Source organism: Streptomyces sp. 1222.5, assembly GCF_900105245.1.
Classification (GTDB): Bacteria; Actinomycetota; Actinomycetes; order Streptomycetales; family Streptomycetaceae; genus Streptomyces; species Streptomyces albidocamelliae.
Genome location: NZ_FNSZ01000001.1, coordinates 1,756,246 through 1,773,674 on the forward strand (window position 1 = coordinate 1,756,246; position 17,429 = coordinate 1,773,674).

The window sequence follows — 17,429 nt, forward strand, 5'->3', positions numbered from 1 at the left end:
CGACGGCACCGGGCAGGCTCGCGACGAAGCTGAGCACGCCGTACACGACGGCGACCGCGACCCCGCTGCTCGCGCCGAGCCCGGCGGCGCCGAACGCCCAGGCGGTGACGCCCTCGCGGGGGCCGAAGCCGCCGACGTTCAGCGGCAGGCCCATGGCGACGAGGGCGAGCACCGCGAGCGGCACCAGCACGGCGACCGACGCTCCGGAGCCGGCGACGCGGGCCGCGACGACGAACATCGCGAGGTGGCCGGCGAGGACGACGGCCGAGGACAACGCGATGCCCGGCCCGCCCTGCCGCGAGAGCAGGACCTGCCGGGTCTCGCGCAGCACGGCGTGCAGGGCGCCGCCGCGCCGCGCGGGAGCGCGGTTCAGACGGACGGCGAGGACGACGGCGAACGCCCCGGCGGCCGCGAGGGCCACCAGCGGGGCGAAGCCGCGGACGTCGGCACGGACCGGTGACGGCAGGGTCACCAGCACGGCCGCTCCGAAGACGGCGAGCGCGACCTGCCCGGCGACCCGCTCCAGCACGACCGCCTTCACCCCGCGCCGGACGTCGCCGGCGCTCTGCCCGTGCCGCACGGCCCGGTGCACATCGCCCAGGATCCCGCCGGGCAGGGCCGCGTTCAGGAACAGCGCCCGGTAGTAGTCGGAGACGGCCGGCCCCAGCGGCAGCCGGAGGCGCAGCCCGCGGGCCGCCAACTGCCAGCGCCACGCGCTGAACACGGTGGTGACCAGGCCGATGCCGAGGGCGGCGAGGACCGTCCAGGTGTCGATCCGCCGCAGCCCGTCGAGCAGCGGGCCGGTACCGAGCCGCCACAGCAGCGCGCCGAGGATGACCACACCGGCGGCGGTGCCGAGGTGGGTGCGCAGGGCACGCGCACCGGAGCGGCGGTTCGCCGGGCCCTGCTCGGCGCCGGGGGCTTCGGGGGCCACGGTGACCGATTCGCCGGCGGGGCGGGGGCCGGCGCAGGGCGTCCTGGGGGGACGGACCGTGACCGCGTCACGCGTACGGCCCGTACCGGGCGTTCTCTTGCGCGTGCCCGGCGCGGCGGCCGTCCGCGCCTCCGTCGCCGTGCCCGCCGTCGCCGCCCGGGTACTCATGACACGTCCCCGAGGGGACCGGGCAGCGCCAGCAGGTCGCTGTGCTGGACGACCACGCGCAGTTCACCGGCCGCGCAGGCGGCGAGCCGGTCGCGCAGGTAGCGCTCGGCGCGCTCGCGCAGTTCCGGGCGCTGCTCGACGGCCGCGCCCACCCAGCCGCGCAGCCACTGCTCGGTCAGCGCGGCCTCGTCGGGGCCGAGCCGCCAGGGGCTCGGTGACACCCGTACGGTCATTCCGCGCTCGCCGAACGCCTCGCAGGCCGCACCGACCGCGTCCGGGCCGAGCAGCCCGTCGCGCCGCTGGTGGGCGTTGAACGCGTCGGCGATCTCGCCGTCCAGGGGGTCGGCGGGGCTGAGTTCGACCCGTCCGGCGACGGACAGCGTGAGCAGCGCGGGGCAGCCGGCCCCGGCACAGGCCTCCGCCAGGGCGCCGATCTCGTCCTGGGTGAGGACGTCGAGCAGCGCGGACGCGGTCACCAGCGCGGCCCCGTCGAGCGCGTCCGGTGTCAGCCGGGCCACGTCACCGCGGCGCGTCTCGACCGTGACACGGCTGCCGTCGGCGGCGGAGCGCGGGGAGGCGACGGCCGCGAAGTGCAGCAGGTAGGGGTCGCGGTCGTGGAGGACCCAGTGCTGGGCGCCGTCGAGCCGGGGCGCCAGCCAGCGGCCCATCGACCCGGTGCCGCAGCCCAGGTCGTGCACGACCAGTCCGCCCTCCCGTCCCGGCAGACCGGCCAGCCGGGTCCGCAGCGGGTCCAGCAGCTCCTGCGCACGGGCCGCGGCGTCGGCGCTCTCCCGCAGCTGGAGCCACTCGGGCGCGTAGCGCGGCGGCTCCTCCGAGCCGCCGTCCCGCAGCCGTACGGTGGCCCGTTCACCAGGGCGGCCGACGGGACCGGCACCGGCGATGACCGGGGCGGGGGCGCCCTCGTCCGTCGCGCCGCCGGAGGCGTCGCGGTCCTCGGCGCCACGCGCCGCTTCGCCCCGGTCGTCCACGATCCGCGCCTCCTCGTGTCCCACGACACCGGCGTTCCGCACGACGGCCTCCCGCTCCCTGCCCGTTCCGGTCCTGTACTCCGCCTCGCCGGGGCCGGGCTGGGCCGGGACCGGCCCGCCCGGCGCCTGCTGTGCCGTGGTCGGCCCGCTCGGTGCGGTCCTCTGGGTGCTCATGCCGCCCTCCGCGGGGGTTCGGGGAGCCGTCCGAGGACTCCGGCGAGGCTGCGGGCCGTGGCGGCCCAGCCGACGAGTGCGGCGCGCCGGCCCCGGGCGGCGGCCTTCAGGCGGCGGCGTACGTCGGGCTCGCCGAACCAGCCGCGCAGTTCCGCCGCGAGCGCGGCCGGCTCCTCCGGCGGGACGAGGATGCCGGGCACCCCGCCGTCGGGGGCGCGGCCGACCGCCTCGGGCAGCCCGCCCACGTCGGTGGCGAGGACGGGGATGCCGCGGGCGAGGGCCTCGGTGACCGCCATGCCGTAGGTCTCGGCGTAGGAGGTGAGGACCATCAGGTCGGCGGCCGCGTAGGCGGCGTCGAGATCGGCGCCGGAGCGCGGCCCGGACAGGTGGAGGCGGTCGGTGAGGCCGTACCGCTCGATGAGGGCGCGCAGCTCGGCGACGTACTCGGGGTCGTGGCCGAGGCCGCCGACGCATTCGCAGGTCCACGGCAGGTCCCGTACCGCCGCCAGTGCCTCCAGGAGGCGGTGCTGCCCCTTGCGCGGGGTCACGGCGGCCACGCACAGCAGCCGGGAGACGCCGTCGGTGCCCGGCGCGAGGGGTGCGATGTCGGCACCCGGCGCGGCGACGTGCACCCGGTCCGGGGCGAGCCCGTGGTGGGAGACGAGACGGCGGACCGCCCAGTCGCTGGTGGCGATCACCGCGGGCACCGCCCGCAGCACCGCGCGCTCGCGGGCGTCGAGGTCGGCGGCCACGTCCGGGTCCAGGCCGGTCTCGTCGCCGAGCGGCAGATGGACGAGGACCGCGAGCCGCAGGCGCTGCGCCTCGGGGACGACGATCTCCGGTACGCCGCAGGCCACGATTCCGTCGAGCAGGACGACGGAGTCGTCGGGCAGGTCACGGAGTGCGCGGGCGAGACCCTCCCGGGCGTCCCGGCCGGGGCTCGGCCAGTCGCCGGGCACGGCGTGCCGGGCGACCTGCCAGCCGAAGCCCGGCAGGTCCAGGCAGACCCGGCGGTCGTAGGCGTTGCCGCCGCTGGGCGCGGCCGGGTCGTCGACGCCGCCCGGCATGACGAAGTGCACGGTGCGCAGGGACATGGGGATGATTCCGGCGTTGTCGGCGGCGGTGGGCTGCGCGGGCACGTAGGTGAGGCGTGCCCTCTCCACGGTGTCGCGGCTCCCGGTGCCCAGGCTCGGCACGGCAGGCTCCGGACCCACGGTCAGATCGGTCACAGCCCACGCTCGTAACTCGCCCAGGCGATGTGCGACTCGTGCAGGGTGACCGTGAGGCCGGCGAGGCCGCTGGCCCCCTCGCCGAGGGCACCCTTGTGGACGCGCTCGGCGAGCCGGTCGGCGATGACCTTGGCGAGGAACTCGGTGGAGGTGTTGACCCCCGCGAACTCGGGTTCGTCGTCGAGGTTGCGGTAGTTCAGCTCGGCGACCACGGCGCCCAGTTCCTGCGTGGCCAGACCGATGTCGACCACGATGTTGTCCTCGTCCAGCTGCTCACGGCGGAACGTCGCGTCCACGAGGAACGTGGCGCCGTGCAGTCGCTGCGCGGGTCCGAACACCTCGCCGCGGAAGCTGTGGGCGATCATGATGTGATCGCGGACGGTGATGCTGAACAACGGACGACCCTCCAGGTGCGGCGCGTCTGGTCCCCCGGCCCTTGGCCGCCGGGGGATGCCGTGTAGTACGGCTCTTCGCTTCCCCGTGTTCAGCCCCCTCTCACTCTTTTCTCAGGTCAGACCGGTCTAGGCGTACCGCACCCGGTGACACAGGGCGGGGATCTCCCCGGAGGCGAGCTTGGGCATGACGTCCGGGAGATCGTCGAAGGCGCTCTCGCCGGTGACGAGCGCGTCCAGCGCCGGGTCGGCGAGCAGGTCGAGGGCGAGGGCCATCCGATCGGCGTAGGTGCGGCCGGCGCGCGCCGCCGGGGAGACGGTGCCGACCTGGCTGCTGCGCAGGGTGAGCCGGCGGGAGTGGAAGGCCTCGCCGAGCGGCAGGGCGACCCGCCGGTCGCCGTACCAGCTCAGTTCCACCACCGTGCCCTCCGGGGACAGGAGTTGGAGGGCGCGGGCGAGGCCCTGCTCGGTGGCGCTGGCGTGCACGACGAGGTCGCGGTCGCCGAGGGCGTCGGCCGGTGCCGCGAAGTCGACGCCGAGCGCCTCCGCGGTCTTCGCGCGGGCCGGATCGGCGTCGACCAGCTGGAGCCGTACGCCGGGGAAGCGGGCGAGCAGCGCGGCCACCGAGCAGCCGACCATGCCGCCGCCGACCACCGCGATCCGGTCGCCGATCAGCGGCGCCGCGTCCCACAGGGCGTTCACCGCGGTCTCCAGGGTCCCGGCGAGCACGGCTCGTGCGGCGGGCACCCGCTCGGGTACGACGGTCACGGCGCTCACCGGAACGACGTAACGGCTCTGGTGCGGATACAGGCAGAAGACCGTACGGCCGATCAGCTCAGCCGGGCCCTCCTCGACGACGCCGACGTTCAGGTAGCCGTACTTCACCGGGCCCGGGAAGTCGCCCTCCTGGAACGGCGCCCGCATCGCGGCGTGTTGGCTCTCGGGCACGCCCCCGCGGAAGACCAGCGTCTCGGTGCCGCGGCTGATCCCGGAGTACAGGGCACGCACCAGCACCTCGTCCTCGGCGGGCTCCGCGAGGGTGACGTCGCGCAGCTCGCCGTGGCCTGGCGAGCCGAGCCAGAACGCGCGGGCGGAACGGTTCATCGGCATCCTCCTGAACGATCGGCAAGTTGTTCACGTACCGAGAAGTGCACAGGCCGCGCAGAGTACGCGGCGTTGATCGACTCTGTCACTCGGCCGGAGGGTGTGCGGTGGCCCTGAACAACACGTACGACGCGAGGCTCCAGCAGGAGACCGCTGTGGGAGCGGGTATCCAGATCCTGCTGCTGGCCCTGCTCGGTTCGGTGATCGGCCTCGGGCCGGCCGGCTGGCTGACGGGGCTGGTCTTCGCGTTCGCCACCTGGGCGGTTCTCTCCCGCGCCCTGCACCGCTCCCGGCTCAGTTCCTTCGGGCCCGCGAACCGGGTGACGCTCGGCCGGGCGACCCTGGTCGGCGGGGTGACCGCGCTGGTCGCGGACTCCTTCGAGAGCGCGCCGCCGGTGACGCTGCTGGTCGGTCTCACCGCCGTCGCCCTCCTCCTGGACGGTGTGGACGGCAAGGTGGCCCGCCGTACGGGCACCTCCTCGGCGCTGGGCGCCCGCTTCGACATGGAGGTCGACGCGTTCCTGATCCTGGTGCTGAGCGTGTACGTGTCCATGCAGCTCGGCCCGTGGGTGCTGCTGATCGGCGGCATGCGGTACGCCTTCGTCGCCGCGGCCCGCGTCGCCCCCTGGCTGAACGCCGCGCTGCCGCCGTCCTTCGCCCGCAAGACCGTCGCCGCGGTGCAGGGCATCGCGCTGCTGCTGGCCGGCTCCGAGCTGCTGCCGTCCGCGGCGAACCTCACGATCGTGCTGTCGGCCCTTGGTTCGCTGCTGTGGTCGTTCGGCCGGGACGTGCTGTGGCTGCGGCGCAACTCCCGCACCCGGGTCCAGGACCCGGTCCCGACTCCGGCCGCGCCGGAGCCCAAGGTGCTGGAGCTGGCCGGGCGGTGATCCGTGGCGGGCGGGCGGCGGGGGGCGCACCGGGAGCGACCGGATCGCAGCCGCCCCTCCTGACCGCCCTCGGCCGACAGCGACCGCCTTTCACCCGCACGTCAGCACGGAGAAGGGCCCGGACCGGTGGACGGTCCGGGCCCTTCTCCGTGTGCCTACGACGTGCCTACGACCGTGCCGACCGCCCCCGGACGATCGCGAACGCGGCGGCGACGAGGCCGAGTACGCCGACGACCAGCCCGGCGATGCCGAGGCCGCGGGCGGTCGAGTCGGTGGAGTCCCCCGGGGCGGCGGCCCGGGGCGCCGTGTTCTTCGACGCCGTCGACGCCGTGTCCGCACCGGCCGCGGTGAGCTCGAGCACCGGTGCCGGGTTCTCCGGCTCCTCCCCTCCCGTCGACTCCTCGATCCAGCGGGCGACCTTGCCGTCGGAGTACGTCTGCAGCGTCTTGAACGTCAACTTCCCGGTGTCGTCGGGAAGCTGGCCGAAGGCGACGTCGAAGTCCTCGTACTGGCCCGCGCCGATCTTCCCGCCGGTGAAGGTGATGGAGGAGGCCGCCTCGGTGATGGTGCCGTCGTCGGTCTTGACCGGCTTCTTCAGCTTCGTGGTGGTGACCTTGGCGGTCCAGCCGTCCTGCGGGTGGACGAGGACACCGAGCACGGGGTGGTCGGTGGGCAGGAACACCTGGACCTTGGTGGTGGCGGCGCTGTCCTCCTCGTTCGGGACGCGGAAGGTGAGCACGCCGTCGGTGGCGCCCTTGGCGTAGCTCTCCGGGTGCACGGTGACGTGCGCGGAGGCGGCACCGGCGGCGAGGAGGACGGAGGCGGCCGCCACGGCGGTGACGGTTCCGGCGCGGCGCGGGGTGATGCGGGACGTGGACATGGGTGAGTCGATCTCCGTACGAACTGGGTGGGTGAGGGGTCAGGCCGAGTACGGGATCGGGGCCGGGGGCCCGCGCCGGTGTACCACGTGCCGCAGCGGGGTTCGGCGGGGTGGTGCCGGGCCGGCCGGGGCGCGCGGGGCGGAAGCGGCGGGCGCGGGCAGGGGCGCGTCCCGCCACCAGGCGAGGAGCCCGGGTACGAGCGTGCCGGCCCGACGGAGCAACGACCACAGCGCGGCCTCGCCCCGCCGCAGCCACCAGGCGGCGGCGAGGGCGGCGACGAGGTGGGCGACGGTGGCGTGACCGGTGGCGGTGGGGTGGGCCACGGTGTGGAGGTGGACGGGGTGCGCGTGCGCCAGGTGCGCCATGTGCGCCTGCATCGCCGTCATGGTGTGTCCCGGCGTGGACGCCGTACGCGAGGAGCTGTCGGGCGTGCTCCCTCGGTGGGCCGCGCGGAACGCCAGGTGCAGCCCTGCCTGTGTGCCGAGCATGGCGGCACCGATGCCGGCCAGCGACCGCTCGCGCCCGCCGAGCGCGCAGCCGAGCGCGAAGACGGCGAGGAACCCGCCCGCGTCGGCCCACAACGGCGGCATGTCCCCCATGGCCAGCCCGTGCCCGGCGGCGGCGAGCAGCACGCACACCGCGGCGAACACCGCGGCCCGCAGGCCTCGCACCACCGGGGACGCGCTCATGGTGAGGGATCTTCCCACGGTGGGGGGATACGGCGTGCGGTGTCGGGGTGTTCAGTCGGCGACCGGATGCTTGTCAGCCACGCAGCAATTCCCCTGGACCGATCTGCGTCAGCAGCGGCGGCTCGCTATCGCCTTCATACGCGAGGTGGAGTTCCTTGCGCGCCCGCGTGGCCATCACGTAATAGGTCATCCGCAGAGCCGCCGAGGTGGGATCGGCAGCCGCGTCTGTGTGCGTGTCGGGGACGACGACCGTGTCGAAGCCCAGGCCCTTTGCGCTGGCTCGATGGACCAGGACGACCCCGGGGCGAGCGAGGTCCAGAGTCCGGTAGCGGCCCCCGGTCGCCTGGGATGTGTACAGCTGCGGCTTGAGCCGCGGCGCTCTCCGCTCCAGACTGCCGAGGATCGAGAACTGGGTGTGCTTGGAGTTCACGATCACACCGATGGTGTGATCGGGGTGCCGCTGGGTCAGCGTGACCAGGAGGTCGGCTGCGCCCCGCTCGGGCAGGCGGTGCACGCGCGGCGGCGGGCCTTCGCGTTCGGGTAGCACGGGCAGGCCGGCCCCTGTGTGGAAGCGGGCGGCGAGGGCGGCGATCTGTCGAGTGTTGCGATGGTTGCCGTCGAGTTCCAGGAGTGTGCAGTTGCCGAGCCGCTGGGCGATCTCCGCCAGGGTGGAGTTCGTGTCGGTCAGGCGCTGGCACTCATCGGCGAACACCGTGATCCGGGCCCCGAGGAGCCTGCACAGTCGGTAGAACTCCGGGGGGAGGTCCTGTCCCTCGTCGATGACCAGGGTCAGACCGGGGTCGGGTTCGGTTTCGGCGGCCCGATCGTAGAAGGCAGACCAGTCGTACCAGCCGTCCTCGGCGCGTGGAGCCTTCGGGCCGTACCAGTCGGCGAGCCATGCGTGCGCCGTGGCGACACGAACTCCGCGGTCCCTCGGCCCCAGAGCGTGGACGGTGGAGGCCAAGGACTGGTGGAGCAGATGGGACCGTGTGAGCAGGACAGCCGGGGTGCCGGTGAGTGCGAGCATGACGGCGCGCTGGGCTGCCAGCAGGCTCTTGCCGCTGCCGGGCGGCCCGCTGATCAGGTGGTTGCCGTCGAACGGCAGGCTGTCGAGCGCGTCCCGCTGGTCAGAACTGAGGTCGAGGTAGGTGAGCGTCATGGGGCGGCCTGCTCCAGGGTTGCGGCCGCCGCTGCCCGGGCGGCGGTGACGATGGGCTCGAAGTAGCCGGGCACCTGCTCCCCGCCGACGACGAGGGCACGGTCGAGCAGTGTGTTGCCTGACTCGCAACTCGTCTCCGGCAGCAGAGCGCAGGCGTGGCAGGCGGCCCGGTTGAGGTTGCCGAAGCCCTGCCCGGCATGCTCGGCACACAGGGGGTCGGCGGAACACCATGCGGCTGCTTCGGTCATGCGCAGCAGCGTCTCCGCCAGATGCGCCGGTTCTCCCTGGCGCACGAGTCCGCCGAGCGTGCCTTCGGCGTCGCCGGCAGCGGTGTAGACGAGGATGCCGTACTGGTCCTGTTCGGGGCGGGCGTAGATCCGTTCACGCAGACTCGCCGTCGTGTAGCCCGACTCGAAGGAGAGCTGGCGGATGAGGAGATGCGCGAGGGTGTGCAGCAGGACGAACCTCGGGGCGAGCTCTGCTCCGGTGAGGGCTTGGAGCCGGTCCTTCTGAAAGGCGCGGTCGAGGTCGGCACGCATTCCGGCGACGCGCCGAATCACCCGGTCGTCGGCTTCCCAGTTCCTCAGTGTGTCCCTGTCGAGGGTGAGGAAGATGCCTTCACCGAAGACCTCCACGGCAGGGAGCCACTTCAGGCGCCTTGCGGTGTCGGCGGGTACGACAGTGGCGTCCGGTGACACGCGAGTGAAGCCGGACAGGGCACGCACCTCGCGCAGCCGGTCGACGAGCAGGATCCGTCCGATGCCGCGCCGCAGCCCCACCCAGGGCTCCTCGGTCTCCTGGGCCAGGCCCAGTGTGGTCTCGCGCAGTGCGAAGTCCCGCGTGGCGGGCGGGACGGGCGCCATGAAGGCCGCCCACTCCTCGCGGCTGAGGTCGGGGCGCGCAGGTGCGACCGCCGCTTCGGGAGCCTGCGTCGCAGGCTCTCCGGTCTCCTCGGCCAGGAGCAGATCCAACAGGACGTCGTCCGCCCCGGTATCATCCTTGATCATTTCGCGGAAGACCTCGGCGCGTGGGGTGGCGGCGACCTTGCACAGGGAGACCCACAGGTCGTGCTCGCGCACCCGGCTCGCGGTCCTCTCGTCGTGGTGCGCCGGGGTTTCCGTCTCAGGTATGTCGAGGGCGGAGTGCACGACGGGGTAGTACAGATTGCCTGCGGTGCGCTGCACGATCTGCACGGGCTTCACGCACTCCACGGTTTCGTTCGCCCGCTGCCACGGGTTGCGTCCGGAGCAGCGCATGCCGTGCGTGCCGAGGATGTCGAGCAGGTCGCGGGAGGCTCCGCAGCCCTTCGCCGCACATGCGACGGAGAGGGCTTCGAGGCCGGAGGCCCGCTCGGAGACCAGGAACCGCAGCTTTTCGCGTTCTCCGCACTCCCTGCGCTCAGTGGTGTCACGTCGTGAGTGGGCCCAGAACCACCAGTCGATGTCTCCGAGGTGGCCGGCGGAGCAGATCTGCACGAACCTCATCGGCGCGAGGGTGGGGCCGGTCGAGCAGGACGGGCAGCGCGGCGGCTGTCCCGGCTTCTCGTCCGCTATGCGCCAGCGCTTCATCCGTCGGCATGCTCCGCAGAACAGCCAGGCGGGGAAACGGATGTAGGGAGCACCGGGGGTGTCCGGGACGTCGTAGCGGTCATTGGCGGTGGGCGGGGCGGCGTAGAAGCCGGTGACCCCGAGACGAGTGGCGAGGCGAGGCGACTCCACCCGCTGCTTGGCCCGCTGCGGCCAGTCACCGATGCCGGTGGCCACGAACGACTCGCCCTGGATGTCGAAGACGGCTCCGACCCCGAACGGCAGGACGGTCTGTGACTGACGTACCCGTAGTGTGCGGCTCACAGGTCCGCTCCCTTCACCATGACCTGGCATTCGCGGTCGACATTGCGCATGGAGTTGGGCGTCTCCCACAGGCCGTAGCGCTGCTCGAAGCTCTTGATGAGGTTGGACTGGCCCTTGCCCTGGTTGCGGTAGTACAACGCCCGGCCGTCCTTACGCGCCTCACGGGCGGCTTCCTCCCAGTCGGCGAGGAGTTCGCCGAGTTCCTTGCGCACGGCGTCGGCCGAGACGGACTCTCCGGCGGTCACCACCCGTGCCGACAACTCGTCCGCGAGTGCCTCCGCTTCGGTCATCCGGTCGAGGATGCGGCCTGCCTGGTTCTCCGCGGCCAGGCCGAGGCGATGGCGTACGAGGATGACGAGCGCGGCGTGCAGTGCGCGGCGGCGCGAGGGTACGGACCACGGTGTGACGCTCGTCGGCTCGACATGCCGGTACAACGACCGGTGATACACGTCGAACGTCTCGTAGTGCGAACGGTCGCGGGGACGCGTGGCGTTGAAGAACGTGACGACGAGGCCGGGCACGGTGTGCCGGCCCACCCGGCTGGTGGCCTGGATGTACTCGGCCGTCGTCTTGGGCTGGCCCTGCATGAGCATGAGCGCAAGCCGCTTGACGTCCACACCCACGGACAGCATGTTCGTGCAGGGCAGGAAGGACACCGACTCCTCGTCCTTCCAGCCCTTCTCGAGCCGGTCGAGCAGGACGGGTTGCTCCGCTCGGGGCAGGTTGCTGGTCAGCTCCTGGACCTGCAGATCGCCCAACTCACGTATGCCACAGCCGGAGCCTGCATCCAGGCCCTTGAGCTGGGCCGGGATGTCGTCGGCCGCGGCTGTGACCGTACGTCCGAGTTCGCGCAGGCTGTGGTGGTAGGCGACCAGGGTCCAGTAGTCGTCGCGGTGTTCCAGGGGCAGTTCCCAGGCACCCTGCAACATGGCCGCCGCGGTGGCCACCGAGGCGCGGCCCGCGGTGTGCCCCTGGGCCATGACGCCGAGGTAGAGCCGGCCGGGCCGCGACCTGTCGGGTTCGGCGAAGTACGAGTGCCGGGCGTCGAGTCCGGCCGGCGGGAAGAGCTGAACTTCGCTGCCGTACAGCGCACGGATCTGTTCACCGGAGCGGCGGATGGTCGCCGTGGAGGCCACCACCTTCGGTCCGACGCCCTCGGGCGTCGTGCACAGACCGAGCACGGCCGACTCGTACAGGCCGACGGTGGTGCCGAGGGGGCCGGTGAGCAGGTGCAGCTCGTCCTGGATGACGAGCGACGGCGGCAGGTTCCCGGTCTCGGCGCCGAAGAGCCGCCCGGCCCGCGGCTCCCAGGCCAGCCGGGCGAACTTGTCCACGGTGCCGAGCACGAACGTGGGCGGCCGGTCGTAGAGCTGCTCGTCCACGACGCTGACGGGGAGCTCGTCGTGGAAGGCGCAGTCGTCGCGCGGGCAGTGGAAGGCGAAGGAGTCGGCGGTCGCACGCACGCCGTAGTCGCCGATGTCCGGCGACTTGTGGGAGGGAACTATCCGTGTGCCGCACCAGGGGCACCGGTCCAGGATGAACACGTCGTCCGGCTTGGCGGCCCCGCGTACCTCCTCGAACTTGGTGCGGGCCGTGTCATAGGAGTTCGGGGACGTGGCCTCGCCCACCCAGAGGCCGATGGAGAACGGCTCCTCTCCGTACGTCTCCGGGTCGGCGCGGCGCAGGGTCTCCAGAGCACAGACAGTGGTGGCCGCCCGTTGGAACTGCTGTGTCGTCAGCAGACTGAGGGTGTAGCGGCTGAGGACGGCGGTCCCGCCTCCGTCGGGTGCGGCACGGCGCAGGACCATGACGAAGGCGGCCAGCAGCAGGTAGGCCTCGGTCTTTCCACCGCCGGTGGGGAACCAGATGAGGTCGGTGACGTCTCGGTCCGGGTGTCCCGGGTCGGCGACCCCGTCCACGGCGAGCAGGAAGAACGCCAGCTGGAACGGCCGCCACGTCGCGTCCGGTTTCGGCGTCGGGTCGAGCAGCACGGGGTCACGGCGTGCGCGCCGCTCGCCGGCCTGGTCGCGAGCGGAGTGCCGCATCTGCAATGCCATGGCACGGTTCGCGGCCCGGAAGGCGTGCAGGAGTTCGGGGCGGCGTGGGTCGCAGAGCGAGCGCACACCGGACTCGATGCGGATGACCGCCGCGTCGATGCGGTCGAGAATGCGATCGGCGGCGTCGCGGCCCCACTCGGGGATCTCGGTGTTGAGCTGTCCCACGTACCAGGCCCGGTAGTGGGCCGCGAACTCGTGCAGCTCCTCGCGGAGTTGCTCCACCGAGACGGTGTCGTCGGCGAGGTGCAGGACGTTGAGTACGGGCGAGTCGGTGAGTCCGGCAGCCCGGGTGCCGCTGACCTCGGCCTGCGGCATGACGGCGGCCTTCACCGCGGTCACCCGTCCCGAGTCCTCGTCGCGCTGCTCCTCGACGGCGCACCCGTGCCCCACGGCGTGTGTCTGGACGTGCCGGTACTGCAGTCGCAGTTCCTGTTCCTCGGGGTCGCGGCTGGCCAGGCGCACGCTCGGGTACGGCAGGACGGTACCGTCCATGGGCCGCGCTTCCAGGCCCACCTGGAACAGCATGCGGTCCCACTGTGCCACCTTGCCGAGCGCCTGCTCGTGGTGCGCGGCGTTGACCAGGGCCACGGTGACCAGATGCCCACTCCCGAACATGCGCCGGCGCACCCGGATCTCAGCCCTGCCGTCGAGCACGGGCACGCGGTCACGGTCGGGGCCGAGCGTGTGCATTTCGGGGGTGAGCGGAACTCGCAGCCAGCGCCGGCCCCCTTCGCCGGTTGCGGCCTTGGTCTCGTAGCGGGCACCGGAGCAGCTGACAGTGACTGTGGTCGTGTCGGTGTAGAAGCTCAGGCCGAGGGAGGACGGCAACCAGGAGTTCGCCTCGGGAACGGGATCCGTGGACGGAGAGGTGTCGTCGGCCCGCGCTTCCGTGCCCGGACCGTCCGGCTCCTCCGCCGCCAGGTACAGCTGCCTCTGCAGATCGGCTTCCTGCGGATAGAGGGTGCCCATGAGGTACTGCCGGTCGGGCGGGGCGTCGAGAATCTCCTGCTCGCCGCCTACAGGACCGACGAGTTGGCGGTGCAGGTAGTCGACGAGCTCTTGCCGGGCGTCCATGATGCTCCTGGGACTGGTGGAGAAGTGCGAAAAGCAGAGGGGGAATGTTCGCCCTCAGGACCGGCGCCAGCGGTCCCGCAGGGATGCCCGGCCCTCTGCCGGTGCCTGGAGGGCGGCCAGTTGCGCCTGCAACTCGGAGATGCGGGCCCAGGCGTCGTGTTCGGCCTGAGCGAGGCGTGCGGCGGCAAGCTGCTGCTCCTGCACAGCCCGTGCTTCCCGCTGGTTGGCGGCCGTCACCAGCGCTTCGGCCCGCTGCTCCGCCGCCTCGGCCCGTTGCTGGGCCTGCTCCACGTCGGCGGCGGCACGGAGCCCGGCTTCGTACATGGCCCGGTCCCGGGCGATGAGCCGGGTCTCGCTCTGCCTCAGCCGCGCCTCGAGCTGTGCGATGCGCGCTTCGGTGTCGTCGTGGTAAGCACGCAGCCGCTGCTCGGCCTCCTCAGCCCGGGCCTGGGCCCGGGACGATTGCTCGGCCGAGACGGTGGAGGCCGCCGTTTCCGCGTGTCGCAACCGGATCTCGAGGTCCACGATGCGTTCCTGTGCACGGCGCGTGGCAGCGAGGTTCGCTTCGCGTTGCTCCTCCTTGAGCCGCGCGACGCGCTCGTCGGCCTGGCGTCGCAGGTGCTGCGCCTGCCGGGCCAGCGCCTTGTCCGCACGCTTCAGCAGAATCTCTTCCCACCTGTCGAGCTGCTGTTCCGTCTGTGCCAAGGCGGCCCCGACCCGCGCGTCGGCCGCCTGCTGCACCTCGGCCATGCGACGTTCGTGGTGCTCGGCCAGGCTCGCGATCACCGCATCGTGCAGGGCCCGGGCCTCGGCGAGCAGTCGCTCGACGTCTACAGGGGATTCAACGGGGAGTGCCTGATCAGGCTGAGCGGCGGCAGCGTGCACGGGTTGCGGGGTGGTCTCCGGCGCGGGTGCCATCGCCCCCTCCACGGATGCAGCCCGAGCATCCTCCGAAGTACCCACATTCCCTGTATCCGCATCGGCGTCACCTCGTGCCGTCTGCGTCACCGCGAACTCGTCCAGTGCGTGACGGATGGCCACACGCGACTCGTTCTCCACCAGGGGCTTGGCCGCCAGGTACGCGCGGGGCGTCGTCCGGCCCAGTGCCTCGGACGTCCACTCGAAGAAGTGCTCAGGCCGCAGCCCGAGCTCTTTGAGCGCATCCAACACGCTCTTCAGTACTTCCAGGGCCTTGACCACGCGACGGTCGAGCGTGCCCCGCTCCCGCCCGGCCCTGACCACCGCATCCGCGGCGGGCGAGCCGAGCAGCACGGCCAGTTGTAGATGCCCGACGGCGAGCGACGCGTACTCGGCGAGCCAGGCCACGCCGCCGCCGAAGGGCGGCGGTGCCAGCTCCCGTGCCTTGTCCCAGTCGGCGGTGTACTGCGGTCGTGTCGGCATGTCGTCGTCTTCCAGGGCACTTGCCGTTGTACGGCTCCGCTCCGATTCGGTCACATCCGTGACGGGCTCGTCGGCAGCCGTCGCCGACCCATCGCCCGGCTGCGGGGCAGATGCATGGTCCTTCGCGGCTGACTCCTCCTCGGCCGGCTCCGGCTCGACCAGCACCTCTTCGACCGAGCCCGACTCGACACACGTTTCTTCGGCCGGTTCTGGCTGGACCGGTGCCTCCTCCTCGCTTGCCACCGGCGCCGCCTCCGGGAGCGCCTGCGGTGCGGCCAGGAACTCCTTGAGGGCGTCACGCATCGCCAGCCGGGGCTCGCCGTGCACCAACTGCTTGCGGGCCAGGTAGGCTCGCGGCGTCACGCCGCACAGCGCGTCGGAAGCACGGTCGAGGAAGTCCTCGGGTCGCAAGCCGAACTTCGCGGCGCCGTCGCAGACACGGCGCAACACCTCGAGCGCCGCCAGCACGTTGTGGTCGGCCGGCTCGCCCTCGCGCGCGATTCTGAGCACCGCGTCGGCTGCCGATTGCCCAAGGATTTCGGCGAGCCCCGGGCCTCCAACGGCGGCGAGGGCGTAGTTCGCGAGCCACGCTTGTCCGGACGGCTCCTCGGCCAACCGGCGGGCCCTGTCCCAGTCCGGCGCGTCCACGGATGCCGCCACGTCCGCCGTCATCCCGTTCTCCCGATTCACCGGGGCCTCCGTTGGGGCTCGACCGCTGGGCTGTGTGGCCACATCCAGATCTGGTGCGATATCGGCACGGACATGACGGGCCGGACGGACAGTGCGGGAGACTCGCTTGGCGGAACTGACCTTCTCCTTGGCGGAGTTCTCGTGTGCAGATGAGGCACTGGTCCCGAGGAGGCGAGCGCTCCGCAGCCGCGCCCGCAGCGCAGGCAGCAGCTTGACCTCCAGCTGCCTGATGCGCTCCCTCGTCACACCGAACTCGCTTCCCAGTTGATCCAGCGTCGACGGCGCCTCGTCGTCGAGTCCCAGGCGCCGTACGAGAATCCGGTGGTCGCGGCCGGAGAAGGTGTCCACCACGGCCATGGCATCCGCCAGGAGCAACGCGTCGTGCACCCGCGCCTCGAAGGACGGCACGGCCCGGGTACGCGCCACGAAGTCCCCCAGGGTCGCTCCATCCCCGATCACCCGGTCCAGCGAGTCGGTACGCATGCTCAGCCGTCGAGCCTCTTCGACCTTGCTCAGACTCACGTCGCACAGGACGGCGACCTCGGCAGCTGTTGCCGGTCGCCCTTGCGCTGCAAGGGACCGCTCGGCGTTGGCCACCTTGCGGATCTGCTCGTGCATGTGGACGGGGATACGGATGACGGCCCCTTCGTCCGCGATGCCCCGGGTGATCGATTGGCGCACCCACCAGGTCGCGTACGTCGAGAACTTGAACCCCTTGGCCGGATCGAACTTGCGCGCCGCCCGCATCAGCCCCAGCACTCCGTGCTGGAACAGGTCGTCGTAGTCCAGCCCCTGCTCCAGATAGCGGGGAACCATGCTGTGTACGAGTCTCTGGTTGTGCACGACCAGGCAGTCCCGCGCGCGAATCCTGATGTCGTCCGACGGCAGCGCGCTGAGCGTCTCCTGTTCAGGTTCCTCGTCCGCACCTCCCCACACGAGCACGGCGAGCCCTATCTCTTCCTGCGCGGTGAGCAGGCGGTTCTCCGGCCGACGACGGATGCGGTCCTCGCGCATGACGGTCCGGGCCGCGTCCACTGCGGCGGCCCGGTCCGCGTCCGTCCGCACGACCGCTTCGGACGGTTCGGGCAGGAAGTCCTCCGCCGGTTCGCCGACCTCCTCCTGTGAGGCTCCCTCCCCTGCGGACGAAGGCTCGCCGGGTGACTTCTCTGCAACGCCCCGAGCGTCAGTGGCCGGCCCCGGCTCCCCACCCACCTCTTCGAGCGTGACTCCAGCCGTCGTCTCCAGCGACGGCCTGTCGGGCCGCACCCGAGCAGCCTCTCTCAGGGCCGCCGCCTCACGAGAGTTCAGCCCCGCGAGGCGTACGACTCCTTCCAGGGCCCGTGGCGTCACGTAGCCCTCGGCATCGACGTACCGCTCGAGCAGGCGCATCACTCGATCCAGCCGAGGGAACACAATTTCTACACGCTTCCGTGCAACCTTTTCCACATCTGGAATGTCGACGCCTGTATGCACCACGTTCCTCTGGACAGGCACCTTCAACCTGAGCAGTTCGCCCCGCAGGCGCTCGCGCTCCACCTCGCCGAGCCCCAGCCTGCGCGCCTGCGCGAGGAATACCGCCTCCGGCACGACTCCGCCGACAGCGGCCCGGCGCAGATGAACCATCAGCTCCGCCAGGGCGGCTCGGGTGACGGAAACCTCCGGCTCTCCGACGTCCTGATGCCCCGCCAAACCATCCACCCCCAACACGGTTACATGCCGGACAGTAAAGGCATTGCGTTAACACTGTCAAC

At 72.1% G+C, this 17,429-nt stretch carries 11 protein-coding genes and 1 pseudogene; 1 reads left to right on the top strand and 11 read right to left on the bottom strand.

The features are described from left to right. Window positions 1–67: 67 nt before the first annotated feature. The 5 genes and pseudogenes from BLW57_RS42185 to BLW57_RS07975 all read right to left on the bottom strand — a co-directional run. Window positions 68–1,102: pseudogene (locus tag BLW57_RS42185) on the bottom strand (YbhN family protein); the annotation flags it as partial. Further along, entirely contained in the window at window positions 1,099–2,265 is a 1,167-nt protein-coding gene (locus BLW57_RS07960) for a class I SAM-dependent methyltransferase (RefSeq protein WP_256339421.1), read from the bottom strand. The gene BLW57_RS07960 and the pseudogene BLW57_RS42185, both read right to left, overlap by 4 nt. After that, on the bottom strand, window positions 2,262–3,461 hold the full coding sequence (locus BLW57_RS07965; protein WP_176985912.1) for a glycosyltransferase family 4 protein: 1,200 nt from the start codon (window positions 3,459–3,461) through the stop codon (window positions 2,262–2,264). The genes BLW57_RS07960 and BLW57_RS07965 overlap by 4 nt, the downstream gene beginning before the upstream one ends. A gap of 29 nt (window positions 3,462–3,490) precedes the next feature. Continuing rightward, window positions 3,491–3,889 (bottom strand): 6-pyruvoyl trahydropterin synthase family protein, encoded by a 399-nt coding sequence (locus tag BLW57_RS07970; RefSeq protein WP_093473224.1) that lies wholly within the window; start codon window positions 3,887–3,889, stop codon window positions 3,491–3,493. 126 nt (window positions 3,890–4,015) lie between these two features. Further along, on the bottom strand, window positions 4,016–4,990 hold the full coding sequence (locus tag BLW57_RS07975) for a zinc-dependent alcohol dehydrogenase (protein WP_093473225.1): 975 nt from the start codon (window positions 4,988–4,990) through the stop codon (window positions 4,016–4,018). Window positions 4,991–5,097: 107 nt separating this feature from the next. On the opposite strand from BLW57_RS07975, the gene BLW57_RS07980 reads away from it, so the two are divergent. Next, window positions 5,098–5,877, top strand: a complete 780-nt coding sequence (locus BLW57_RS07980; RefSeq protein ID WP_093473227.1) for a CDP-alcohol phosphatidyltransferase family protein — start codon at window positions 5,098–5,100, stop codon at window positions 5,875–5,877. 166 nt (window positions 5,878–6,043) lie between these two features. Here the strand turns inward: BLW57_RS07980 and BLW57_RS07985 are convergent, their stop codons facing one another. From BLW57_RS07985 to BLW57_RS08010, 6 genes are all read right to left on the bottom strand, one after another. Then, window positions 6,044–6,757 (bottom strand): YcnI family protein, encoded by a 714-nt coding sequence (locus tag BLW57_RS07985; protein ID WP_093473228.1) that lies wholly within the window; start codon window positions 6,755–6,757, stop codon window positions 6,044–6,046. A 39-nt stretch (window positions 6,758–6,796) separates the two neighbouring features. Further along, complete coding sequence (locus tag BLW57_RS07990) at window positions 6,797–7,447, bottom strand: hypothetical protein (RefSeq protein ID WP_093473230.1); 651 nt, start codon at window positions 7,445–7,447, stop codon at window positions 6,797–6,799. Between the two features lie 73 nt (window positions 7,448–7,520). Next, window positions 7,521–8,606 carry a DEAD/DEAH box helicase gene (locus BLW57_RS07995; protein WP_093473231.1) on the bottom strand — a complete coding sequence of 362 codons (1,086 nt, stop codon included), beginning with the start codon at window positions 8,604–8,606 and terminating at the stop codon, window positions 7,521–7,523. Beyond that, the gene (drmB, locus tag BLW57_RS08000; RefSeq protein ID WP_093473233.1) at window positions 8,603–10,456 is read right to left on the bottom strand and encodes a DUF1998 domain-containing protein; all 1,854 of its coding nucleotides are present in this window, start codon (window positions 10,454–10,456) and stop codon (window positions 8,603–8,605) included. The genes BLW57_RS07995 and drmB overlap by 4 nt, the downstream gene beginning before the upstream one ends. After that, complete coding sequence (locus BLW57_RS08005) at window positions 10,453–13,587, bottom strand: helicase-related protein (RefSeq protein WP_093473234.1); 3,135 nt, start codon at window positions 13,585–13,587, stop codon at window positions 10,453–10,455. The genes drmB and BLW57_RS08005 overlap by 4 nt, the downstream gene beginning before the upstream one ends. A gap of 54 nt (window positions 13,588–13,641) precedes the next feature. Continuing rightward, window positions 13,642–17,376 carry a sigma-70 family RNA polymerase sigma factor gene (locus BLW57_RS08010; RefSeq protein ID WP_143051587.1) on the bottom strand — a complete coding sequence of 1,245 codons (3,735 nt, stop codon included), beginning with the start codon at window positions 17,374–17,376 and terminating at the stop codon, window positions 13,642–13,644. Between the last annotated feature and the right edge of the window lie 53 nt (window positions 17,377–17,429).

What these genes read in the sequence shown, in the direction of transcription:
- BLW57_RS07960 (WP_256339421.1), bottom strand. Translation starts at nt 2,265, where the DNA reads ATGAGCACCCAGAGGACCGCACCGAGCGGGCCGACCACGGCACAGCAG.
- BLW57_RS07975 (WP_093473225.1), bottom strand. Translation starts at nt 4,990, where the DNA reads ATGAACCGTTCCGCCCGCGCGTTCTGGCTCGGCTCGCCAGGCCACGGC.
- BLW57_RS07985 (WP_093473228.1), bottom strand. Translation starts at nt 6,757, where the DNA reads ATGTCCACGTCCCGCATCACCCCGCGCCGCGCCGGAACCGTCACCGCC.
- BLW57_RS07990 (WP_093473230.1), bottom strand. Translation starts at nt 7,447, where the DNA reads ATGAGCGCGTCCCCGGTGGTGCGAGGCCTGCGGGCCGCGGTGTTCGCC.
- BLW57_RS07995 (WP_093473231.1), bottom strand. Translation starts at nt 8,606, where the DNA reads ATGACGCTCACCTACCTCGACCTCAGTTCTGACCAGCGGGACGCGCTC.
- BLW57_RS08005 (WP_093473234.1), bottom strand. Translation starts at nt 13,587, where the DNA reads ATGGACGCCCGGCAAGAGCTCGTCGACTACCTGCACCGCCAACTCGTC.